This is a genomic window from Achromobacter sp. MYb9 (genome assembly GCF_002975275.1).
In the GTDB taxonomy this organism is placed as follows: domain Bacteria; phylum Pseudomonadota; class Gammaproteobacteria; order Burkholderiales; family Burkholderiaceae_B; genus Achromobacter.
The window spans coordinates 192,015-214,845 of the sequence record NZ_PCOQ01000008.1 but is presented as its reverse complement, the minus strand read 5'-3'; the positions used below and the strand labels follow the sequence as shown (position 1 = coordinate 214,845).

Below are 22,831 nucleotides of genomic sequence, written 5' to 3'. Positions count from 1 at the left end.
CGGCCTCGCTGATGCAGCGCCGTTGTGCGTTGGAGCGGGGTTTTTATATCTCGCTGTTGATTGTCTCGTTGTAGAGATATGAGGAATTGAACATGAGCAAGCAGATTCAGGACGCTTACATCGTCGCCGCCACGCGCTTGCCGGTGGGCAAGCGCAACGGCGCCTACATCACCACTCGTCCCGACGATATGCTGGCCGCCGCGCTGAACGGTGCGTTGGCGCAGGTGCCAGGGCTGGACACGGCCCGCATCGAGGACCTGATCGCCGGCTGCGCCATGCCCGAGGCCGAGCAAGGCATGAACGTGGCCCGCATCGGGCTGTTGCTGGCGGGGCTGCCGCAAAGCGTGGCCGGCGTCACGGTCAATCGCTTCTGCGCGTCGGGCCTGCAAGCCGTGGCGGACGCCGCCGCCCGCATCCGCATGGGCGAGGCCGACATCATGATCGGCGCCGGCACCGAATCCATGAGCGCGATGCCGCAGATCATGGGCAACAAGGTGTCGATGAACCCGGCCATCTTCGCCCACGAAGAGAACATCGGCATGGCCTTCGGCATGGGCCTGACCGGTGAAAAAGTCGCGGAACGCTGGAAGGTCTCGCGCGAGGATCAGGACGCGTTTGCTCTGGCCTCGCACCAGAAAGCCTGCGCCGCCATCGCCGCCGGCCATTTCCGCGCTGAAACCACGCCGTTCGAAGTGGTGTCGCACCTGCCGGACGGCGCCAGCGGCGCTGTCCGCGTGGTTCGCCGCCTGGTCGAGGTGGACGAAGGCCCCCGCCCCGACAGCAGCCCGGAAGCGCTGGCGCGCCTGCGTCCCGTGTTCGCCGCGCGCGGCAGCGTCACCGCAGGCAACAGCTCGCAGATGTCGGACGGCGCGGCCGCGGTGGTCCTCGTGTCCGACCGCATCCTGCGCGAATTCAACCTGAGCCCGCTGGCGCGCTTTGTCAGCTTTTCGGTCGCGGGCGTGCCCCCCGAAGTCATGGGCATCGGCCCCATCGCCGCCATCCCCAAGGTGCTTCAGCGCGCCGGCATCACCCAGGACGCGCTGGACTGGATCGAATTGAACGAAGCCTTCGCCGCGCAGTCGCTGGCCGTGATCCGCGAACTGAAGCTGGACCCAGCCAAGGTCAACCCCTTGGGCGGCGCCATTGCGCTGGGCCATCCACTGGGCGCGACCGGCGCGATCCGCACGGCCACGATCACGCATGGCCTGCGGCGCACGGGCGGCAAGTACGGGCTGGTCACCATGTGCATCGGCACCGGCATGGGCGCGGCAGGCCTGTTCGAAGCGATGTGATGCGGACGTTTTAACCTCAGCCGCCAACACAAAGGCCCGACGAAACGTGAAGCCCTATTGGTTCAAGAGCCTGTCGCCGAAATGGCGCGCGCGCCTGATGCGGGTGGGCTTCAACCTGCATCCGGCGTTCCGCGCCACCGGCGGCCGTGTATTGCACGTGTCGCCGGATTTCCAGCACATCCGCATCAAGCTTCCCTTGCTGCGGCGCACGCGCAACATCGTCGGCTCGATGTACGGCGGATCGCTGTTCGCGGTGACGGACGGCGCGCACCCCACGATGCTGATGTCCGCGCTGGGCGCGGACCACGTCGTTTGGGACAAGGCCGCGTCGATCCGCTACCGCAAGCCCGCCTACACGACGCTGTACGTGGATTTCCGGTTGCCCCCGGGGGAGATCGCCGAGATCCGCCGCATCCTCGCGCGGGACCACGAGACCACCCGGACCTACACGGTGGAATTGAAGGACAAGGACGGCGTGGTCTATGCCGTCGTGGAACGCACGATCTATATCGCCGACAAGAAGTTCTACAAGCGAAAGAACACAGGAGGAGACCCATGCATCCCATCTCTGGAGGGCGATCCGCCGCCCTGAGCGTCATGCTTGCCGCCAGCCTGGCGGGCGTGCCCGCCCTTGCCGCCGACCGCGACGTCGCGCGCGTGCGCGTGCCGGAACAGTTATCCCAAGGCGGGCAAGCGCTCGTGCTCAACGGCGCGGGCGTGCGCACCAAATTCGTCGTGAAGGTCTACGTTGCCGCGCTATACACCACGGCCAAGAGCAGCGATGCGCAAGCGGTGATCAACAGCGCGACGCCGCGCCGCATCCGCCTGCAGTTGCTGCGCGACGTGGACAGCAAAAGCCTGGATGACGCGCTGCAGGAGGGACTGCGCGACAATACGCCCAAGCAGGAGCTTGCCGCGCTGCAAGCGCCCGCCAACCGCTTATCGCGCCTGATGGCCGACCTCGGCACGGCCAAGGCAGGCGACGAGGTCGATCTGGACTTCGACGCCCGCGGCGTCACGATCACAGCCAACGGCACGCAGCGGGGCAGGTTCGACAGCCCCGACTTCGCGCGCGCCTTGCTACGCGTCTGGTTGGGCGACAATCCGGCCCAGGCCTCCCTGAAAAAGGCCCTTTTGGGCAACTAGTGCCTGTGCAAGGCTTCTTTGCGTGTTAACAAGCCCTGGGAATCCCACGACGATGGAACGAATCTGGCACAAGAGCTATCCCTCCGGCGTACCCGCGGAGATCGAGATGGACGGCGTGACGACGCTGGTCTCGGTCGTGCGGGACAGTTGCCGCCGCTATGCGGACAGGACCGCGTACATCAGCATGGGCAAGTCGATCAGCTACGCCGAATTGGACGCGCTGACCCGCGACTTCGCCGCATGGCTGCACGCCAATGGCCTGCGCAAGGGCGACCGCGTCGCGCTGATGATGCCCAACTTGCTGCAATACCCGGTCTGCCTGTTTGGCGCGCTGCGCGCGGGCTGCATCGTCGTCAACTGCAACCCGCTCTATACCGCGCACGAGCTTGAACACCAGTTGGCGGACTCGGGCGCGCGCGCCATCGTGGTCGCGGACAACTTCGCGGCGACCTTGCAGAAGGCCCTGCCCCAGACCGCGGTCGAACGCGTGCTGGTCACCTCCATCGGCGAGATGCTGGGCCCCCTGAAGGGTCGGCTGGTGGACTTCGTGATCCGCCGCGTCAAGCGCATGGTGCCGACCTGGTCGCTACCCGGCGCGGTCCGGTTGGCCGACGCCCTGCGCGCCGGCCACAATGCGCCCTTCACGGAGGTGCCGCTGGGCCAGCGCGACCTGGCCTGCCTGCAGTACACAGGCGGCACGACAGGCGTGGCCAAGGCCGCGATGCTGACGCACGGCAACCTGGTCGCCAACCTGAGCCAGGCCCACGCCTGGATCAAACCGCTGGTTAAAGACGGCGAAGAATGCATCGTGACGGCCCTGCCGCTCTACCATATCTTCGCGTTGACGGCGAACTGCCTGACGTTCATGAAGATCGGCGCCAGCAATCTACTGATCATCAATCCGCGCGACATTCCCAGCCTGATCAAAGAAATGGGCAAGGTGCCTTTTTCCGCCTTCACCGGCGTCAATACGCTGTTCAACGCCCTGCTCAACCATCCGGATTTCGCCAAGCTGGACTTCTCGCGCCTGCGCCTGACGATGGGCGGCGGCATGGCGGTGCAACGCGCGGTCGCGGACCGTTGGCGCGCCGTCACGGGAAAGCCGCTGGCGCAGGCCTACGGCCTGACCGAGACCTCGCCTGCCGTCACGGTCAATCCGCTGGACGTCAAGGTGTTCACCGGCTCGATCGGTTTGCCAGTGCCGTCTACCGAAATATCGATCCGCAACGATGACGGAGAAGAACAGGGCATCGGCGAAAGCGGCGAGATCTGCGTGCGCGGCCCCCAGGTCACGCAGGGCTATTGGAATCAGCCGGGCGAAACCGCGCTGGTGATGTACCCGGATGGCTTTCTGCGCACGGGCGACATCGGCTACGTCGATGAAAACGGCTACGTGTTCCTGATCGACCGCAAGAAAGACATGATCCTGGTGTCCGGATTCAACGTGTACCCCAACGAGGTCGAAGACGTGGCCGCGCTGCATCCCGGCGTGCGCGAAGTCGCCGCCGTCGGCGTGCCGGACGAACGCTCCGGCGAAGCGGTGAAGCTCTACGTGATTCGCAAGGATCCGGGCCTGGACGCGGAAACGCTGATCGCCCATTGCCGCACGCAACTGACGGGCTACAAGGTGCCGCGCTACGTGGAGTTCCGCGATGATCTGCCGCGCACCAATGTCGGCAAGATCCTGCGGCGGGAATTGAAGCCAGAGGCGCAGCAGGCCGCGGCGTCGCCGCAAACCCAAACCGCCCTCTAGCCGGTACGACCCGCCGCCCTTGCCACTGCCCTTACCACTGCCCGAAAAACACCCCCGCCCGCTTATGCGCGTTGGTGGCTTTTTCCACGGCCTCGTCGCTGATCGTGGTGCGGCGTTTGCCACGCAGCATCCAGTCCAGCAGGCGTTCGCGCAGTTCCGCGCGCACGCCGGCATGCGCGCTGCTGGTGCCCAGGTCCTGGAATTCGTCGGGATCGGCGTGCAGATCGAAGAGCTGCTCAGGCTCGTCCAGCCAATGCACGTAGCGCCAGCGGTCGGTCCGAACCGACCAGGCGCGTGCGTTTTGCGGCGTCTTGCCGCGCAGCACGCGCGCCTGGCGAAAGCTGTAATCCAGTTCGGAAAACACGCAGTCCCGCCAGGGCGTGGCGGCGTCGCGGCCATGCAGCAACGTCTGCAATTCGCGGCCCTCCAGCCGATGGCCGGGCCCCGGCGTGCCCAGCGCGCGTAACACGGTAGGCACCACATCCACGCTCTCGACCATGTCCGTCAGCACGCGCCCCCGCGTCGCGGCGGCCGCCGCCGACGGGTCCATCACGATGAAGGGGACCCGCTGCACGGTGTCGTAGAACAGCTCTTTCTCGCCCAGCCAATGGTCGCCCAGGAAGTCGCCATGATCCGCCGTGAACACGATCAGCGTGTTCTTCATCAGCCCCGCGCCTTCCATGTAGTCGAACAACCGGCCCAGGTGGTCGTCCAGCTGCCGGATCAGGCCTTGATAGGCGGGCCGAACCACGCGCACGCATTCGTCCGTGGAAAAGCTGACGCTTTCTTCCTGCTGGCGGTACGCGGCCACGACCGGGTGCGCATCCACCAGCTCTTCGCGATTGCGCCGCACCGGCAGGCATTGATCGGCGGTATAGCGATTGTGGTACGGCGCCGGCGCCATGTAGGGCCAGTGCGGTTTGACGTAGCTCAGGTGCAGCACCCAGGGCTGGCTGCCGCGCCGCTTCATGAAGTCCAGCGCCTGATCCGTCATGAAGGCGGTCTCGGAATGCGGTTCGGCCACGCGCGACGGCAGATGCACGTTGCGCATGTTCCATCCGCTGACCACCTGGCCGCTGGCGTCCACGCCCGCGATCACGTAATCGGTCCAGGGGTCCGCGCTGTCGTAGCCGTGGCGGCGCAGGAACGCGGGATAGCCGCTTTCCTCGCCCGGCGTGTGGTGCCCGTCGTAGCGATCCAGTTCCGTGAAGCCGCCGCGGCTCAGCAGCACGCCCAGTTCCGAGGCGCCGTCGATGGCCAACCGCTCCATGCCGGCCTTATCCGGAATGATGTGGGTCTTGCCCGCCAGCGCCAGCTCGCGCCCCTGCCCCGCCAGGTACTCGCCCAGCGTGATCTCGTTGACCGACAGCGGCACCCGATTCCAGGTCGCGCCATGACGCGACGGGTAGCGCCCCGTGTAATAGCTCATGCGCGAAGGGCCGCAGACGCCCGAGTTCACGAAGGCCCGGTCGAAACGCGCGCCGCGCGCGGCCAGCGCATCCAGGCTGGGTGTCTGCAAATAGGGGTGGCCGTAGCAGCTCAGGTGATCGGCCCGTAGCTGATCGGCCATGATGAACAACACATTTTGCACCGTGCTCATGACGGACTCCGTTATTGCGTGACCGTGAAGCCGGAGGCCCGCACCACGGGCTCCCATTGCTTGCGGTAGGCCGTCAGCGCGGCGGCGGTGCCCGCGGCATCCATCGAGACCGGTTCCAGGAACACGCCGCGCACGGCGTCCTGCATGGCAGGTTCGCGCAGGATGGCGGCGATGTCCGCGCCCAGGCGGTCGATCTTGGCCTGCGGCATCGCCGCCGGCGCGAAGAACGCGTTCCAGCCGTCCGCCGCCAGGTCCACGCCGCTTTCCTTGAAAGTCGGCACCTCTTTCAAATCAGCGTCGCGCGTGTCTCCGGAGGTGGCCAGGATACGGATCTTGCCTGCCCGGTGCTGCGGCAGCAGGGTGTCCAGCGTGTCGATGCCTTGCGGCAAGATGCCGCCGATCAGTTCAGAGATCAGCGGCGCCGATCCCCGGTATCCGACCACTTCCGGCTCCTGCTTGATCTCGCGGCCCAGCATCAATGCAAAAAAGTGCGGCAAGCTGCCCGTGGCCGGCACGCCTACCGTGAACTGCTTCGGGTTCGCGCGCAGCCACTGGCGTAAGGCCGCCACGTCTTTGATCGGCGAACTGGCCGGCACCGCCAGGGCGAATTTATAGCGGCTGGCCAGCGATACGGGCGTGAAGTCCCGCTGGGCGTCGTACCCCGGCTGTGCATAGACCAGCGGCGCCACCACCATGACCGCCGGATTGGCCAGCATCAGCACATTCTGGCCGGCGGGCGCCGCGTGCAGGCCCTGCGCCGCGATGCGGCCACCGGCGCCGGTCTTGTTCTCGACTACGACCGACACGCCCAGCCGGTCCTTCAAGCGGTCTGCCACCAGGCGCGCGATGCGGTCCGAACTGCCGCCTGGCGGATAGCCGACCACGATGGTCAGCGGGCCGTCCAACGGCGCTTGCTGCGCGCAGGCCAGCGGCGCCACCGCCACCGCCGCCAACGCCGTCGCCACCAGGGCGCCCGTCATCCATTTACGCATTGTCTGCTCCTGGAGACAGTGGCCCGCTGTCGGTTATGGTTATTCATGCTTGGCCGATACCCGAATGAGTGAATGGAATATAGCAACGCGGCCGTTGGTTGATCTAATCCAGGACTTTCCATAAAGATATGCGCGCCACGCCTTCCCCGCCCCTGTCCGAGCCGCCCCTGTCCGAGCCCCCCCATCTGGCGGACATGCTGATGTACCGGCTGTATCAGGCCTGGTCGCAGTCCAACCCCGTCTTCGTGCGGATGTGTGAAGGCCGCTTCGGCATCACGCGCCGCGAATGGCGCATCCTGGCCTGTGCCGTGGAGGGAGGCATCATGAATTCGGCCGAATTGGCGGCGGCGGCCAAGCTGGACCTGGCCCGCACGTCTCGCACGCTTGGGGCGCTGTGCGAAAAAGGCTGGCTGCGCAGGCTTCACGACAGCGCCGACCGCCGGGTCGTCCGCGTGGAAGCCACGCCTGAAGGCATTGCCCGCTACCAGGCCCTGCTTCCCGAGGTCTCGCGGCTGAATGACCTGCTGGTGCAAGACCTGAGCGATAGCGAAGTCGTGCTGCTGCGCAATTTTCTTGCCCGTATCGAACAGCGCGGGCGCCGCATGGCCGAAGACAACATCGTCACCGAAAAGGCCAGCCGCCGCGACGGCGGCACGCGGCGGGCGCGTTACGCCTGAGGCCCCGTTGTCGCGTTGCGCCAACATTCCCGGCCGCCCGGCATGGGCGCCGCTGGCTGCCGCAACCGGCTGATAGCGCGGGGATTTTTAGTCGCAGCCGACGCCCGTGGAACCTTTTTGCAGGGCTTTTTTACATCTGGGATCACGGCGCCCCCTGGCCGCCAGCGGCTGCTCCATCAATAATAATAATCGTTGTCATTCTTATACATGATCGGCTGCCAAGCAGCCGCCGGGGAGCATTCTTGAAACGTCATCGTTATCCGACCGCGCGCCGCGCGCGGCCGCAGACCCTCTTGCCCGCCACCGCATTGCTTGCCGCCTGCCTGGGCGGCGCGGCGCAGGCACAGCCGGCCCAGACGGGCGCGGCCGGCGACGTCCCTACCGTGTTGCCTGCCGTGCAGGTCACCGGCACGGGCGAAACCGCGACCGGCCCCGTCGACGGCTACGTGGCGACGCGCAGCGCCACCGGCACCAAAACCGACACGGCGCTGTCCGAGACGCCGCAAGCCATCACGGTGATTCCGCGCGAACAGATCGTGGATCAAGGGTCGCAAAACGTACAGGACGCCATGAATTACGCGGCCGGCGTCCGGCCCAACGCCTACGGCGTGGACAACCGCGGCGATTACGTCCGGATCCGCGGCGTGGAGCCTGCCCAATACCTGGACGGCCTGCGCCAGTTCTTCAACAACAACAACCCGCGCACGGAAATCTACGGCATGGAACGCGTCGAGGTGCTGCGCGGCCCGTCGTCCATGCTGTACGGCCAAGGCAGCACCGGCGGCATCGTCAACCTGGTCAGCAAACGTCCGCAGGCTGAAGCGCAACGCGAGATCGGCGTGGTGCTGGGCAACGACAACCGGCGCGAAATCCAGGCCGACCTGACCGGCCCCGTCACCGAAGACGGCCAATGGCTGTATCGCGTCGTGGCCGTGGGCCGCGACAGCGACACGCAGGTGCAGCACGCGCCCGACGACCGCTTGATGCTGGCGCCTTCCTTGACATGGCAGCCCAGCGCCGCCACCTCGCTGACCTTGCAGGCCCTGTGGCAAAAGGACAAATCCGGCACCACGCAATCGTTCCTGCCCTGGAGCGGATCGGTGCAAGAGAACCCGAACGGCCGCATCCCGACCCGGCGCTTCGTCAGCGAGCCGGGTTTCGACGCCTACGATACCGAGCAGTTCAGCGTGGGCTGGCTGTTTGAACACCAGTTCAACGACACGTGGAAATTCCGCCAGAACTTCCGCAACACGGTCAGCCGGGTCGATTACCAGACGCTGTACCCCAATGTCTACGGCGACCGGCGCGGCAATTCGTACATCGATGACGCCCAGACCACCACTGACCGCTTTTTCTACATCAACAAGCCGCGCATGCGCACGCTGCTGGCCGACCAGAACATCGAAGGCAAGTTGAACTGGGGTCGCACCGAGCACACCGTCATCGTCGGGATGGATTATTCGCATTACCGCGAGACCAGCCAGACGGCCAGCGGCCTGGGCGCGCCGCTGAATCTGTACCACCCCGTGTACGGCAACCGGCCGGAGTACGAGTTGTCCGACACGCCGAAGCAGAAGCAGCAGCAACTGGGCTTCTACGCGCAGGACCAGATCAAATTCGACAAGAACTGGATCTTCCTGGCCGGTATCCGGCGCGACCGCGCCGACAACCGCATCGACGGCCAGGACAAGGAAACCGACTACGCCACGACCAAGCGCTTCGGCCTGATGTATGCCGCCGACAACGGCTGGTCGCCCTATCTGAGCTACAGCGAATCGTTCACGCCGATCGCGGGTTCCGATTTCTACGACCAGCGCTGGAAGCCGATGCGTGGCAAGCAGGTCGAGGCCGGCATCAAGTACATGCCGAAAGACGCCGACATCGAGTTCACGGCCGCCGCCTACGACCTGCGGGAAAAGAACCGCCAGACCAATGACCCGAACAATCCCAACAACCAGATCCAGGCGGGAAAGACGCGCACGCGCGGCGTGGAACTGGAGCTGCGCGGCCGGGCCACCAAAGACATCGACGTGATCGCCAACTACATCTACACCGATGCCGACGCTCAGTTGGAAGGCCTGCCCAAACACATGGCGTCCCTGTGGGGCAAATACCGCTTTGCCCTGGCCGGCCAACCCGGCTTCGCGGTGGGCGCCGGCGTGCGCTACCTGAGCGCGTTCCGCGATGGCGGCGCCCCGGAGACGCCTGCCGTCACCTTGTTCGACGCCATGATCAGCTACGACAATGGTCCGTGGCGCTACGCGTTGAACGTCAACAACATCGCGGACCGCACCTACGAGGTCGTCTGCCTGGACCGGGGCGACTGCTTCTACGGCGCGCGCCGCACGGTCATGCTGAGCGGGGCCTATCGCTTCTAAGCGACAGGTCGGCCTCCGGGACGGGATAACCTGTACGTACTAGCTGTACGTACAGGTGTACACTTACGGTTTTCAACCCGTGACAGACGCATCAACGAACGTCTGCAACCCACCAGAACTTTCCTGGAGACTCAAGCAAGTGTCGACCGCAACTTCCCGTTCGCCTTTTTTTGGCACCATGCAGAAGATCCCTGGCGGATTGATGCTTGTGCCGCTGATCCTCGGTTCCCTGATCGGCACCTTCGCCCCTGACGCCCTGGCCATCGGCGGCTTCACCACGGCGCTCTTCAAGAACAGCGCCCTGCCCCTTATTGCGCTGCTGATCTTCGCGACCGGCACACAGGTCAACGCCCGCACGGGCGGCCCCATCCTGGCCACCGCCGGCACCATCCTGCTGATGAAGACGCTGGTGCCTGCCACCCTCATCATCATCCTGGGCAGCTACGTTGGCCTGGACGGCGTGCTGGGCGTGTCCATCCTGGCCTTGCTGGCCGCGTTCGACAACAGCAACGGCGGCCTGTGGCTGGCCTACACCGGCCAGTACGGCGATGCCCGCGACCGTGGCGCCTACGTCGCCAGCGCCGTCAACGACGGCCCCTTCTTCAGCCTGCTGTTCCTGGGCGCCTCGGGCCTGGCCGACATTCCGATGATTGCCCTGGTGGCGGCCCTGGTGCCGTTCCTGCTGGGTGTCGTGGTCGGCAACCTGGACCCGAAGTGGCGCGACGTGCTCAAACCCGTGCCCAACATCGTCATCCCGTTCTTTGCCTTTGCGCTGGGCACCGGCATCAACCTGGGCGCGGTGGTCAGCGGCGGCATCAGCGGCCTGATCCTGGGCCTGATCATCAGCCCCATCACCGGCGGCCTGGTCTACCTGGGCTATCGCATGATCCTGCGCCGTGGCGGCAAGAGCGGCCTGGGCTTTGCCGCCGGCACGACGGCCGGCAACGCCATCGCCACGCCCGCCGTGGTGGCCGCCGCCGATCCCAACTTCCAGCAGTACGTGTCCACCGCCACCGCGCAAGTGGCCGCCTGCGTGCTGATCAGTTCCATCCTGGCGCCGATCCTGGCGTCGTACTTCCTGAAGCGCGCCGGTGAATTGAAGTCCGAGGACGCGGACGCCAACCGCGCCACGCCGACGTTGGGCGAGGCGCGCGGAGAGGCGCTTTGACCCCGACCATCGCCATCGTCGCCGATGACCTGACCGGCTCGGGCGACACCGCGGTGCAGTTCGTGCGCGCCGGCTGGAGCACGCACCTGTCCATCGGCGGCGCCGAAGAGGCGCTGTCCGGCCCGGCCACGGCCGGCGTCGAAGTGCTGGCCGTGACGACCCACAGCCGCGCCCTGCCCGCCGCCGACGCGGCGCGCGTCATCGAACAGAACGTGCGCCAGCTGCGCGCGGCCGGCGTGTCGCGCCTGTACAAAAAGGTGGACTCCACCTTGCGCGGCGCCTTCAAGGCCGAGATCGACGCGGCGCGCCTGGCCTGGGGCCCGGACACGGTAGCGGTCATCTGCCCTGCCTTTCCGGCCACCGGCCGCACCGTCGAACAAGGCGTACTGATGGTGAACGGCAAGCCGGTCACCGAAACCTCCGCCGCGACGGACCCGGTCACCCCGGTGACCGAAAGCCATATCCCCACGCTGCTGGGCTGCGCCCACGTCGCGGCGCAAGACGGCGACACGCCCGACGCGCTGGCCGCGCGCATCCGCCAGGCGGGCCACACCGTGGTGGTGGACGCCGCCACGGACGCCGACCTGGAACGGCTGGCACGCGCCATCGGCTTGCTGGGCGAACACGCCCTGCCCGTGGGCGCGGGCGGTCTTGCCGTGCCGCTGGCCCGCGTGTGGGCCGGCGCGGACCAGACGGCGCCCGTCGTCGTCGTGGTCACGTCGCAGCACAGCGCCGCGCGCGCCCAAGCCGCTGCCCTGAAGGCTTCCGGCGCCGACACGTGGACGCCCACCTTGGCCCAGTTGGCTGACGACGCCGCGTGGCAGGCATGGACCCAACCGCTGTTGCAGGCCCACGCCAAGGCCCCGGCCGAAGCTGGCACCGTGCTGCTGTTGGCGCCCGAAGGGCAGCTCGATGGCCTGGATTCTGAAAAAGTCGCCGAACGGCTGGGCAGCCTGGCGGCGCAATTGATCACCACCTCGCGCGCGGCAGGCGTGGTCGCCACCGGCGGCGACGGCGCGCGCAGCGTGCTGGTGGCGCTGGCCGCGCGCGGCATCGCGCTGGTGGATGAAGTGATGGGCGGCGTGCCTCTTGGCACGTTGACCGGGGGCCCGGCTGCAGGCCTGCCCGTGGTGACCAAGGCCGGCGGCTTTGGCACCGAAGACGTACTGGTTCGCGCCGTGCGCGCGATCCGCGACAGGAGATTCAAGCGATGACACAACCCCAACCGAACAAGCTGCCGCTGCTGGCCGTCACCCTGGGTGACGTGGCCGGCATCGGGCCGGAAATCACGGCCAAAATGCTGATGGGCCATGACGAACTGCGCCAAAAGGCCCGCCTGCTGGTGGTCGGCGACGTCGACGTGATGGTCAACGCCGTGCGCGGCCTGGGCGGCGACCCCGCCATCGTGCGCAAGCTGGACCGCCCGGCCGACTGCACCAACACCCCCGGCACGATCGAAGTGCTGCAAGCCGGCCCGTCGCTGGCTCACGTCAAGCTGGGCGAAATCAGCGCCGACGCGGGTGATGGTTCCGTGCGCTTTGTCACCACGGCGTGCGCCCTGGCGCGCGCTGGCGAGGTCGACGGCATTGTCACCGCGCCGCTGAACAAGGCCGCCATGCACGCCGCCGGCCACAAGTGGCCCGGCCACACCGAACTGCTGGCGCACGAGTTCGGCGTCAAGACCTTTTCGCTGGTGCTGTCGGCCGGCGACCTCTACATCTTCCACGCCACGACGCACGTGTCGCTGCGCCAGGCCATCGAAGACCTGACGCCCGCGCGCATGCGCGCCGTGCTGCGCCTGGCGGGTTCGTTCGCCAAGGCCCTGGGCCGCGGCGACCAGCCGGTCGCCGTGTCGGGCCTGAACCCGCACGCGGGTGAGAACGGCATCTTCGGCAGCGAAGACGCCGACATCCTGGCGCCTGCCGTGGCCGAGGCCAACGCCGCCGGCATCCTGGCCGCCGGTCCGATTCCGGCCGACGCCCTGTTCCCGCAAGCCGTGCGCGGCAAGTGGCAGTTCGTGATTGCCTGTTACCACGACCAGGGCCATGCGCCCTTCAAGGCCGTGTATGGCGATGACGGCGTGAACATCACCGTCGGCCTGCCCGTCGTGCGGGTTTCCGTCGACCACGGCACCGCCTTCGACATCGCAGGCAAGGGCATCGCCCGCGAAGACAGCTTGATCCTGGCCGCCGAGCGCGCCGCGCATCTGGCCCCGGGCTGGACGCATGTATGGGAAACTGCGCGGGCACAAACCGGAGGTTGATTTCCATGGCGCCCGCCACGCACGACGCATTGCCCATCCTTGACCGCTCTGGCGATATCCCGCTGCACGCCCAGGTGGCGGCCCTGCTGCGGGGATACATCCGGACGAACAAGCTGGCGGCCGGCGCCGTGCTGCCCAGCGAAGCCGCGCTGTGCGAACGCTTCGGCGTGGCGCGCAGCGTGGTGCGGCAGGCCTTGGCCGCGCTGGCCACCGAAGGCCTGATTCAACGCGAAACCGGACGCCCGGCGACTGTCGCGGCGCCCCAGGAGCACCGCCGGCTGGTGCAGCGTTCCACGGGCCTGTACGAACAGTTCGCCCAATCGGGCGTGGCCTTGCAGACCCGCGTGCTGGCCTTCGCCCGGGCTGAACCACCCGAAGACGTGGCCGCCTTCTTCGGCACGACGCAATTGCTGATGCTGGAACGGCTACGCCACGTGTCCGATGCGCCGCTGGCCTATGTGCGCACCTGGCTGCCCGTCGACGCCGTGCCCGGCCTGCGCGCCGAAGACCTTGCCGACGCTTCCCTGCATGGCGTGCTGACCCGCCGCTTCGGCCTGCGTCCCGGCGCGGGACGCAACCAGATCCGCGCCGTCGCCGCCGACGCCACGCTGGCAAGGTTGCTGGACACGCAGGCCGGCACCCCGTTGCTGATGCTGCAAGGCCAGGGCATGGACCAGCACGGCCGGCCGCTGGAATGGTTCACGACGTGGCACCGCGCCGAGCAGCTGGTTTTTGATGTGGACGTCAGCATGGGCCACGAAAGCGTGCATCCCCGGCTGCAAGACGCCCCGGAGCAGGCCGCCCCCGAGCCCGTCGATGCCGTCGCGCCGCCGGGGCAGGATCCGCTGGCGCGCGCGCAGGCACTGGTGGCCGAACTGTCGGCCGAACTGGCCCGGCTGCGCGGCCAGTCCTGACCCTCAGGCGCTTTCGGCCTGATCGGCGGTGGCCGCCACCTGCCGGGCCAGCGCCTTGCGATCCACCTTGCCCACGGCGTTTTCCGGCAAGCGATCGATCCACCGAACATCCCTGGGCACATAGATGCGGCCCAGGCGCGCCAACACCTCTGCCTGAATTGCCGCCGCGTCCACGGATGCGCCATCGCGCTGCACGAAGGCCACGGGCACTTCGCCCAGGTCCTCGTCCGGCGCGCCCACGACGCAGCACGCGGCCACGCCAGGCAAGCCCGTCACCACGCCTTCGATCAGCGCGGGGGAAATGTTCTCGCCGCCACGGATGATCACGTCCTTGATGCGGCCCGTGATGCTCAAGTAACCCTGCCCATCGAAACGGCCCAGATCGCCGGTCCGCAACAGCGTCGGCGCGCCGCCATCCGCGTCCCCCACGCCCAGATACCCGAGCATCAGGCTATCGCCTTCGATGCAGATTTCGCCTTCGCCGCCTGGCGCAGCCTCGGATCCGTCGGGCAGCCGCAGCGTCACGCGCTGGCCGGCCAGCACCGTGCCCACCGATCCCACGCGCCGCGCCTGGGGCGGGTTCATCGTCGACGTGCATGTCGCTTCCGACAAGCCATAGGACACCACCAGCGGGCAGCCCAGAAAGGCCTCGATGCGCCGATGCAGCGCTTCGGTGATCGGCGCCGATCCGCAACGCGCAAAGCGCAGGCCTGCCAGGCTTTGCGGATCGAATTCCAATTCCAGCATGCGGGCGTACATGGTGGGCACGCCCGTGATGATCGTGGGCCGGAACGCGCGTAGCAGATCCGGCATGTCGTCCGCGCGGAAGCGGCCGGCCAGCGCCACGCTGGCGCCCGCCAGCAGCGGCGTGAAGATCTGGTTGTTCAGCGCGTTGGTGTGATGCAGCGGCATGACGTGCAACAGGCGGTCGTCCGGGGTCAGGCCGGTGTGCGCCAACACGCCGCGCGCATTATTCGCCAGGCCCCGGTGGCTAAGCAGCACCCCCTTGGGATTGCCCGTGCTGCCGGACGTGAATAGCAGCAGGCCGGGGGCCGCGGCGGACACATCATGGCCCGTCCAGTCTTCCGGCCCCTGCGCCACATCACCGGCGGCCAGCAGGCGCGCCGGGGGCAAGCCGCAAGCCTGCGCCATGGGAGCGTTGGCGTCATCGTGCAGCATCCATTCCAAGCCCACCACGGCCACGCGGCGCGCGGTTTCCTCGGCCGACAGACGCGGCTCCAGCGGGCAGGGGCACGCCCCCGCCGCCATGACGCCCAGAATGGCCAGCACCTGCTCCAACGAGCGTTCCATCGCCACGGCCACGAAGCCGCCACGCGGAACGCCGGCCACGCGCAGGCCGCCCGCCACTTGCCCGACGCGGCGACGCAAGGCCGCATAAGTCAGCGTTTCGTTGGCCGTCACGATGGCGGGACGCGCCGACCATTCGGGCTGACGCCACGCGCGTTCGCATGCCGCCACCAGCGTGGCCTCGGCAATCGTCATGGCGGCCTCCTAGCGCAACGCCACGGCGGCGTCGCGTTCGAATTGGCCGTCCGCGTCCAGTTCGCGCAGCGCGCGGGCTTCGGCGGCCGTCGGCGGTTCCGACGGCGCGGCGCCCGTCGCATCGAACTCGAAGCCCGTGCGCTCGCGCACTTCCGACAGGCTGGATTCCGGGTGCCACGACTGCAAGGCCAGCTTGCCGTCGCGCTTCACGAACACGGCAATTGGCGTCACCACGCCGTGGAAGCCGCCCCAGGACGTCATGAAGTCCAGCTTCTGCACGAAGGTGCGGCGCGAGTGTTCCGTGCGCCATGTGCACGCGCGGCGGGCGGTGGGCAGCATCACCGCCCCGCCGCCGCCACCGGGCAAACGCACCTTCGGTTCATGCCAATCGCCAATGCAGGAATTGTTGGCGCAGCCCGCGCCGTCGATCTGCGCCGCGCCCAAAAAGGTCAGGTCCATCCGGCCGCGCGTGCAAAGGTCGTAGAAATCCTCGTTCGAGAAGATCGACGCCGTATGCTCGGCCAGCACCGGATCAGAGCTGGATATCGGGATGTGCGAAGGCCGCGGGTTCACGCCGCCCGCCACGTTGATGTAGACGAAATCCCACTCGTAAGCGCGCTTGGCCAGCAGGCACGCCAGCATCGGCATCGTGGAATTGACGCCGCTGAACGTGATTTCGTCGGGGCGGATGAAACGCGCCAGATTCGTGACGATGTACGAAAAGCCCGACCATTGCTCAGCCATGATTGCCCCCTTGCGCTTCGGGCGCCGCCGCCAGGTGCGTTTGCAGATCGCTGTTCTTGTCCATGTAGGCCTCCACGGCGGGATAGTCGATGGCATAGTCCGGCCAGCACGACCCGGGCCAGGCGCTGCCTGGCGCCACCGCGTAGGCCTGCACCATGAAGTACGGCACCAGCGTGGATTCCGGTTGCGCTTCGAACACCGCGCTATCCACCACTTTCTCGGCCACGACCAGCACGCTGCCCGCGGCACGCGACATGATGCGGTCCCAGTGCGCCGTGCCATGCACGCGCACGTTGCCCAGCGCATCCACTTCGGAAGCCTGGATCACGGCGAAGTCCGGACGGATCGCGGGCACGACGTAGGTCTTCTGCCCGCTGCCGTAGGGGTCGTCCAGACACGCCCAGCCGTTAAGCGCCGGCAGCCCGCTGCCATGCAGGCCGCCGCAAGGCTGGAACGGCACGCCGAACGCCGCCGCCCGCAATCCGGCCGTCAGGCTGGCGCAGGCGTGTTCTTCCAGTTCGATCTCGCGGCGCTCCACGGCGCGCCGATACCAAGGCGCCAGGCCGAAATTGCCTTCCATCGCCACGATGCCCGCGCGCACGCGGCGCAGCACGCCCGCGCGGCACAGAATGTCCACGTCGTACCCGGGCGATTGCTTGATCAGTTCCAGATCCCGCTTGCCCTGGCGGATCAGTTCGCGCACGAACGCGAACGGCCCGCGGTGCAGAAAGCTGCCGCCCAGCGCAATGGATGCGCCGTCCGGCACCAGCGCCGCCAACTCCGCCACCGAGCACTGCTTGTTCTTTTGATTGAAACCCGAAGCCATTGTCTTCCTCCCTGCTGATTCTTGGTGCCGCTAGCGCGCTTGCAAATAGGCGGCGATGCGGTCCTTCAACCCGGGCGCGGCCGCCGAGCGCACCAGGCGCGCCAGGTCGGCGTCCGGCGTCTCAAGCGACAGCGCCGCATACAGCTGGATGCGGCTGGCATCCGTCAACGCGCCGGCCGCCTCGTCCGCCTGCTGCTCAACCTCGGGCCACTCCGGCACCGAGGCAAGGCGGCTGGCGAAACCGTCGCGCAACGCCTCTTCCGCGCTGAACGTCGCGGCCTGCTCCAACACCGCGCGGGCGCGTTCGGCGCCCACCAGCGCGGCGAAGCGGCGCGTGCCCAGCACCAGGCCGAACTTCAGGCCCGGCATGCGGAACGTGGCGTCCGGCGCGCTGATGCGCCATTTGCAAGCGCCGAACAGATCGACACCCGCGCCGAAGTTGCGCCCGTGGGCCAACGCCACCGTCAGGCACGGGGATGCCGCCAGCCGTTGCAGCAAGGTTTCGATGCGCACGAAGCGCAGCAACAGGTCGCCCTCGCTTTGCGTTTGCCAATCGCCAAAGTCGAATCCGGCGCTGAAATTCTTGCCCTCGCCCTTCAGCACGATCAGCTTGGCGCCCTGCGACTCGGCCTGGTCCAGCGCCGCGATCAGCGCCTCGACCAATTCGGCGGACAGCGCATTCATCTTCTCGGCGCGCGTCAGCGTCAGCACATGCCGCGCCCCTTGCGTGTCGACACGGAGAACGCCGCTCATGCCGCCACTCCTTTCTTGGCGGCGCGCAGGGCGCCCAGCACCTCGTCGTTGTGCTCGCCCAGCGCAGGCGGGCGCAAGCGCAACGCCGTGGTCTGCCCGTCAAACCGCACCGGCAGCCCAAAGGTGCGCGTCTGCACGCCATTGGGCAATTCCACCGGCTGCACCCAGCCCATGTGTTCCACCTGCGGGTCCGCCAGCACTTCGGAATACGTGTTGATCGGGGCGCAAGGCACGCCGGCGGCGCGGAACCGGGTCAGCCAGGTCTGCGCGTCGTCGGTGGCGAAGATGGCTTCGAGGATGTCGCGCAGCGCGGTCTGGTTGCGGGCGCGGGCGCTGGTATCGGTAAAGCGCGGATCGGCCAGCAGGTCTTCGCGCCCCACGGTCGCGCATACGCCCTTCCACAATGCCTGGTTGCCCGCGGCCATGCCGAAGTAGCCGCCCTGGCAACGGAACGCCTGGTACGGCGCGTTGCGCGGATGTGCAGACCCCAATTTGACGGGGTCTTTGCCGCTGCCGAAGAACTCCGACGTCTGCAAGGCCGCGATGCCCAACGTGGCGCCCAGCATCGGCACGTCGATATGTGTGCCTTGCCCGCTGGCCTGCGCCGCGCGCAATGCCGACGCGATGGCAAAGGCGCCATACAGCCCCGCCGAGAAGTCCGCCACCGGCACGCCGCATTTCACGGGTTCGCCGCCCGCCTCGCCCGTCACGCTCATAATGCCGCTCATGGCCTGGATGGTCAGGTCGAAACCGCCTTCCTGCGACCGCGGTCCCGATTGCCCGTAGGCCGAGATCGAGCAATAGACCAGCTTGGGATTGGCCTCGCGCAGTTGCGCATAGCCCAGGCCCAGGCGGTCCATCACACCCGGCCGATTGTTTTCGATCAGCACGTCGGCAGTCAGCGCCAGTTCGCGCGCCAGCGCCAGGTCGGCCGGATCTTTCAGGTTCAGGGTCACCGATTTCTTATTGCGATTCAGCGACGCGAAGTTCTCGCTGTAGCCATCGGATATCGGTGGCCAGCTGCGCAGCGTGTCGCCGCCTTCGGGGTTCTCGACCTTGATGACGTCGGCGCCCATATCCGCCAACAACATGCCGCAAAACGGTCCCGCCGCGACATTGCAAATTTCCAGCACCGTAATGCCGGCAAGTGCCGAACTGGGTGTCATGTCTGACCTCTCGTTATAAAAATTCAATATTTAGGATGCAGAAAATAGTATAAGAGCGCGCCTTCCCGGATGGCATCATGCCGGACGGATTCGTGACGCCGGCTCATGTTTCCTAGTGCAATCCCTAGGAAGGTCGCTTAATTGTTGACCAGCATATCACCGTGTGGAATTCTACGTAAACCATTTATTGGAATACGAGTCCTATATTTTAGGATTTATAGAACAGGGTCGCAGCACCCCAAGCCACCGCAACCGCGGGCGCCCGTGCATGACGACTCGTCCACCAAGGAGACTCCCATGAAGCAAACGTGGCGCATTGCCCTTGCCGGCGCTGTCCTGGCGCTGGCCGCCAGCCCTGTCCTCGCCCAGACCTGGCCGTCGAAACCCGTGCGCATGGTCGTGCCGTTTCCGCCTGGCGGCGCCACGGATGCCGCCGCGCGCATCTATGCGCAGCACCTGGGCGACTTTCTGGGACAGGGCGTGGTGGTTGAAAACAAGGCGGGCGCGGGCGGCGAAATAGGCGCGGAATACGTCGCCAAGTCGGTCCCCGATGGCTACACCTTGTTGATGGGCGCCGTGGGCAGTCATGCCATCCATGCGGCCATGCCGGACAAGCCGGGTTATGACTTCGCCACCGCCTTCGTCGGCGTATCGATGGCCACCAGCATGCCGATGGCGGTCGCCGTGAACAGCAAGGTGCCCGCCACGAACGTGCAAGAGCTGATCGCGCTGGCCAAGAGCAAGCCCGGCACCATCACGTTCGGATCGGCCGGCCCCGGCACGTCGCAACACATGGCGGGCGAACTGTTCCAGGTGGTGACCGGTACGCGTCTGATGCATGTGCCCTATCGCGGCAGCGGCCCGGCCATCACCGACTTGCTGGGCGGCCAGATCGACATGGTCATCGAAACCCTGCCCGCCCTGTTGCCGCAAGTCGCCAGTGGCAAGATCCGGCTGCTGGGTGTCACCACGTCCACGCGTGCCACCGCCCTGCCCGATCTGCCCACGTTGATGGAGCAAGGCGTGAAGGACTATTCGGTCGCCACCACCTATGCGCTGCTGGCGCCCGCCGGCACGCCGCCCGCCGTCGTCGAAAAATTGTCGGCCGGCATGCAAAAGGCCGCTGCGATGGCCTCCGTGCAACAGGCCGCGCTGAAGCTCGGCGCCGATGCCGTGGCGACCTCGCCGGCGGATACCAGCCGCGTGCTGAAGCAGGAAGTGGCCCGCTGGGCGGACGTGGTGCGCATGTCGGCCGCCAAATGACATCCACCGGCGCTTCGCTCCAGCCGTCGGCCGCGGACCTGGCCATCGTGGGCGGCGGCTCGGTCGCGGTCAGCCTCCTGTACCAGTTCCTGCTGGCCGTGCAAGATAAGAATGGCGGGCCTGCCGCTCGCCCGCTGCGCATCGTCCTGTTCGAACCGCAAGCCGAACCCGGCCCAGGCAGCGCCTATCAGGAAGACCTTCCCAGCAACCTGCTGAATATCCCGGCCGGCAACATGTCGGCGCGCGCCGATCAGCGGATGGACTTCGTCGACTGGCTGCGTGGACAGGACCCCGCCTGGCTACGCGAGTATGGCGTTGACGCCGTCGCCCCCACGGACTTCCTTCCGCGCCCCTTGTTCGGCGCCTACATGCGCGCCGTGCACGCGCGTTGCCGCGAGCTGGCGTCAACGCTGGGCGTCACGCTCGTGCACGTGCAAAGCCGGACGCGAAGCGTGACACCGCTGCGGGAGGGCGACATGCGCGTAGGCGACATGCGCGTAGGCGACGTGCGCGTAGGCGACGTGCGCGTGACGCCCGAGCACGGCGCGCCGTGGCTGGCGCGCCATGTGGTGCTGTGCAACGGCAACCTGCCGTCGCAAGCCTTTCCGCACCTGGATGACGCGCCGGGGTACTTCAACAGCCCGTACCCGGTGTCCGCGCTGGCGGGCGCAATCGGCCGGGATGCCTCGGTGTGCGTGGTGGGCACCAGCCTCAGCGCCGTGGACGCCATCGCCGCCTTGCAACAGTCCGGCCACCGCGGCCCCATCCTGTGCGTGTCGCGTAACGGCCGTCTGCCCTCGGTGCGCAGCCCCCACAACCAGGCGCCGACGGCGCTTCGCCAGCTGAGTCGTGACGGTGTCTTGCAGTTGGCCGCGCGCCACGGGGGAGCGCTATCGGTGGCGCTGATCACGCAAGCGCTGAAAGACGAGGTACGAGCCGCCGGCGGTTCGCTGGACACGGACGATGTGCTGGGCCTGGAAGCGGATGCGCGAACGGCGCTGGACGAGGAGATACGCCGTTCATCGGCTGCGGCTCGCCCCTGGCAGGCGGTGGCCGCGGCCACCAATGCGGCAGTGGACCAGATCTGGCACCTGATGCCCGAAGCGGAACGCCGCCGTTTCCAATCGCAATGGCGCTCGCTATGGATGGCGCGGCGCGCCACTTTCCCCATGCGCAACGCGTTGAAGCTGCAAGCGTTATTCCAAAGCGGCCAGCTGCAAGTGCGCGCGGGTTACATGGACAGCCGCCACGATCCGGCGGACCAGTTGTTCCACACGCGCTTGCGGGGCGCAGCGGGCATCGCCACGCATTCCAGCCGCTATCTGGTCAACGCCACGAGCTTCTCGGTGGATGCCGCAGCCACGCGTGACCCGCTGGTGGCGGCGTTGCTGCGCGACGGCCATGCGCGGCCGGATCCGTTCGGCGGGCTGGCGCTGGACTTTGCAACCGGCTGCCTGAAAAACGCGCAGGACGCGGTGCTGCCGCGGATATCCGTGCTGGGCAGCCTGGCCGGCGGCACGTACTTCTGGACCACATCCATGGACGTGAACGCGCGGCTGGCGCGCGACCAGGCGCAACGTATTGCCACCGCTCTGACGCGTCAACCGCCCCTCATTGGTCCAGAAAGCCCCGCCGATAGCCCATCCCCTGCGATATGGCCTGCGCGCACGCCGACACATCCGGCGCCAACTGCTTCATCCTAGCGGCGCTCAGGCGGTCAAGCGGGCCCGAGATGCCGACGGCGGCCACGGGCTGGTCCAGGCTGTTGAAGAGCGTCACGGCCAGTCCGCCCACCCCTTCCCGCCATTCGCCGCGATTCACGGCATAGCCGGCACGGGCGATCTTGCGCAATTCGTCTTTCAGCAACGCCATGGACACAATGGTGGACGGTGTGTGCCGCACCAGGTTCTCGGCATAACGCTCGACATAGCCGTCGGGCTGGTAGGCAAGCAGGGCCTTGCCGGTCGCCACGGCATAGGCGGGCGCGCGTCCGCCCACCATCGAATACGCACGGATGGGTTGCGGGCTGTCGATCTTGTCGACATAGACCACGTCAAACCCGTCCAATACGGACAGGTGCACGGTTTCACCCGTTTGGTCGGCCAGCGTCCGCATGAACGGCGCAGCCAGTTTGCGCACGTCCAATTGCGCCAGTTGGCGGGCGGCCAATTCGAACAGGCGCACCGCGCCGCGGTATCCGCCACCGTCATCGTCCTTGATGACGTAGCCGGCGTGGATCAGCGTTTGCAACGTGCGATGCGTATTGCTGCGGGTGAGACCGACGCGCGCGGCCAGCGCATCGATCGTGCGCGGCGGATTGTCCACGTCCGTCACCGCCTCCAACACCATCAACCCCTTGAGCAGCGTCTTGTCCATGTTGTTTTTTCCTAATA

20 protein-coding genes are annotated in these 22,831 nt (G+C 67.1%); 12 read left to right on the top strand and 8 right to left on the bottom strand.

Translation table 11 applies throughout. The annotated features are described in order from the left end of the window. The first annotated feature begins 92 nt into the window (after positions 1-92). The 4 genes from CQ050_RS14695 to CQ050_RS14680 are packed head-to-tail and all read left to right on the top strand — an operon-like array spanning position 93 to position 4,191. Complete coding sequence (locus tag CQ050_RS14695; protein ID WP_105557558.1) at positions 93-1,292, top strand: acetyl-CoA C-acyltransferase; 1,200 nt, start codon at positions 93-95, stop codon at positions 1,290-1,292. A gap of 46 nt (positions 1,293-1,338) precedes the next feature. Continuing rightward, positions 1,339-1,884 carry a DUF4442 domain-containing protein gene (locus tag CQ050_RS14690; RefSeq protein WP_105557557.1) on the top strand — a complete coding sequence of 182 codons (546 nt, stop codon included), beginning with the start codon at positions 1,339-1,341 and terminating at the stop codon, positions 1,882-1,884. Then, entirely contained in the window at positions 1,848-2,438 is a 591-nt protein-coding gene (locus CQ050_RS14685; RefSeq protein WP_105557556.1) for a chalcone isomerase family protein, read from the top strand. The genes CQ050_RS14690 and CQ050_RS14685 overlap by 37 nt, the downstream gene beginning before the upstream one ends. A 52-nt stretch (positions 2,439-2,490) precedes the next feature. Beyond that, positions 2,491-4,191, top strand: a complete 1,701-nt coding sequence (locus CQ050_RS14680) for an AMP-binding protein (protein ID WP_105557555.1) — start codon at positions 2,491-2,493, stop codon at positions 4,189-4,191. A gap of 31 nt (positions 4,192-4,222) precedes the next feature. Here CQ050_RS14680 and CQ050_RS14675 read toward each other — a convergent pair whose 3' ends face one another. Together CQ050_RS14675 and CQ050_RS14670 are read right to left on the bottom strand one after the other, a co-directional pair. Further along, the gene (locus tag CQ050_RS14675; protein WP_105557554.1) at positions 4,223-5,791 is read right to left on the bottom strand and encodes a sulfatase-like hydrolase/transferase; all 1,569 of its coding nucleotides are present in this window, start codon (positions 5,789-5,791) and stop codon (positions 4,223-4,225) included. 11 nt (positions 5,792-5,802) lie between these two features. Beyond that, positions 5,803-6,783: a Bug family tripartite tricarboxylate transporter substrate binding protein gene (locus CQ050_RS14670; RefSeq protein WP_199196816.1), complete on the bottom strand. Its 981-nt coding sequence runs from the start codon at positions 6,781-6,783 to the stop codon at positions 5,803-5,805. 128 nt (positions 6,784-6,911) lie between these two features. Here CQ050_RS14670 and CQ050_RS14665 point away from each other — a divergent pair, with 128 nt between their 5' ends. The 6 genes from CQ050_RS14665 (at position 6,912) to CQ050_RS14640 (ending at position 14,183) form a co-directional block, all read left to right on the top strand. Continuing rightward, positions 6,912-7,460 carry a MarR family winged helix-turn-helix transcriptional regulator gene (locus CQ050_RS14665; protein ID WP_369868324.1) on the top strand — a complete coding sequence of 183 codons (549 nt, stop codon included), beginning with the start codon at positions 6,912-6,914 and terminating at the stop codon, positions 7,458-7,460. Positions 7,461-7,702: 242 nt separating this feature from the next. Continuing rightward, positions 7,703-9,838 carry a TonB-dependent siderophore receptor gene (locus CQ050_RS14660; protein WP_369868322.1) on the top strand — a complete coding sequence of 712 codons (2,136 nt, stop codon included), beginning with the start codon at positions 7,703-7,705 and terminating at the stop codon, positions 9,836-9,838. Between the two features lie 139 nt (positions 9,839-9,977). Beyond that, positions 9,978-11,006 (top strand): 2-keto-3-deoxygluconate permease, encoded by a 1,029-nt coding sequence (locus tag CQ050_RS14655; RefSeq protein ID WP_105557553.1) that lies wholly within the window; start codon positions 9,978-9,980, stop codon positions 11,004-11,006. Beyond that, entirely contained in the window at positions 11,003-12,220 is a 1,218-nt protein-coding gene (dtnK, locus tag CQ050_RS14650; protein ID WP_105557552.1) for a D-threonate kinase, read from the top strand. The genes CQ050_RS14655 and dtnK overlap by 4 nt, the downstream gene beginning before the upstream one ends. Next, the gene (gene pdxA / locus CQ050_RS14645; RefSeq protein ID WP_105557551.1) at positions 12,217-13,269 is read left to right on the top strand and encodes a 4-hydroxythreonine-4-phosphate dehydrogenase PdxA; all 1,053 of its coding nucleotides are present in this window, start codon (positions 12,217-12,219) and stop codon (positions 13,267-13,269) included. The genes dtnK and pdxA overlap by 4 nt, the downstream gene beginning before the upstream one ends. A 5-nt stretch (positions 13,270-13,274) precedes the next feature. After that, on the top strand, positions 13,275-14,183 hold the full coding sequence (locus tag CQ050_RS14640) for a GntR family transcriptional regulator (protein WP_105557550.1): 909 nt from the start codon (positions 13,275-13,277) through the stop codon (positions 14,181-14,183). Positions 14,184-14,186: 3 nt separating this feature from the next. Here CQ050_RS14640 and CQ050_RS14635 read toward each other — a convergent pair whose 3' ends face one another. The 5 genes from CQ050_RS14635 to CQ050_RS14615 are packed head-to-tail and all read right to left on the bottom strand — an operon-like array spanning position 14,187 to position 19,175. Next, the gene (locus CQ050_RS14635) at positions 14,187-15,686 is read right to left on the bottom strand and encodes a class I adenylate-forming enzyme family protein (RefSeq protein WP_105557549.1); all 1,500 of its coding nucleotides are present in this window, start codon (positions 15,684-15,686) and stop codon (positions 14,187-14,189) included. 9 nt (positions 15,687-15,695) lie between these two features. Beyond that, positions 15,696-16,430: a CoA-transferase subunit beta gene (locus CQ050_RS14630; RefSeq protein ID WP_105557548.1), complete on the bottom strand. Its 735-nt coding sequence runs from the start codon at positions 16,428-16,430 to the stop codon at positions 15,696-15,698. Then, positions 16,423-17,256 carry a CoA transferase subunit A gene (locus CQ050_RS14625; RefSeq protein ID WP_105557547.1) on the bottom strand — a complete coding sequence of 278 codons (834 nt, stop codon included), beginning with the start codon at positions 17,254-17,256 and terminating at the stop codon, positions 16,423-16,425. Before CQ050_RS14625 ends, CQ050_RS14630 begins: the two co-directional genes overlap by 8 nt. Before the next feature lie 30 nt (positions 17,257-17,286). Next, complete coding sequence (locus CQ050_RS14620; RefSeq protein WP_105557546.1) at positions 17,287-18,009, bottom strand: enoyl-CoA hydratase/isomerase family protein; 723 nt, start codon at positions 18,007-18,009, stop codon at positions 17,287-17,289. Further along, positions 18,006-19,175 (bottom strand): CaiB/BaiF CoA-transferase family protein, encoded by a 1,170-nt coding sequence (locus tag CQ050_RS14615; RefSeq protein WP_105557545.1) that lies wholly within the window; start codon positions 19,173-19,175, stop codon positions 18,006-18,008. The genes CQ050_RS14620 and CQ050_RS14615 overlap by 4 nt, the downstream gene beginning before the upstream one ends. Before the next feature lie 297 nt (positions 19,176-19,472). Here CQ050_RS14615 and CQ050_RS14610 point away from each other — a divergent pair, with 297 nt between their 5' ends. Further along, positions 19,473-20,438, top strand: coding sequence for a tripartite tricarboxylate transporter substrate binding protein (locus CQ050_RS14610; RefSeq protein ID WP_105557544.1), 966 nt, complete (start codon positions 19,473-19,475; stop codon positions 20,436-20,438). Further along, a complete protein-coding gene (locus CQ050_RS14605; protein ID WP_105557543.1) occupies positions 20,435-22,141 on the top strand; it encodes an FAD/NAD(P)-binding protein in 1,707 nt (568 codons plus the stop codon). The genes CQ050_RS14610 and CQ050_RS14605 overlap by 4 nt, the downstream gene beginning before the upstream one ends. Here CQ050_RS14605 and CQ050_RS14600 read toward each other — a convergent pair. Next, positions 22,050-22,814 (bottom strand): IclR family transcriptional regulator, encoded by a 765-nt coding sequence (locus CQ050_RS14600; protein ID WP_105557542.1) that lies wholly within the window; start codon positions 22,812-22,814, stop codon positions 22,050-22,052. The genes CQ050_RS14605 and CQ050_RS14600 overlap by 92 nt on opposite strands. Positions 22,815-22,831: the final 17 nt, after the last annotated feature.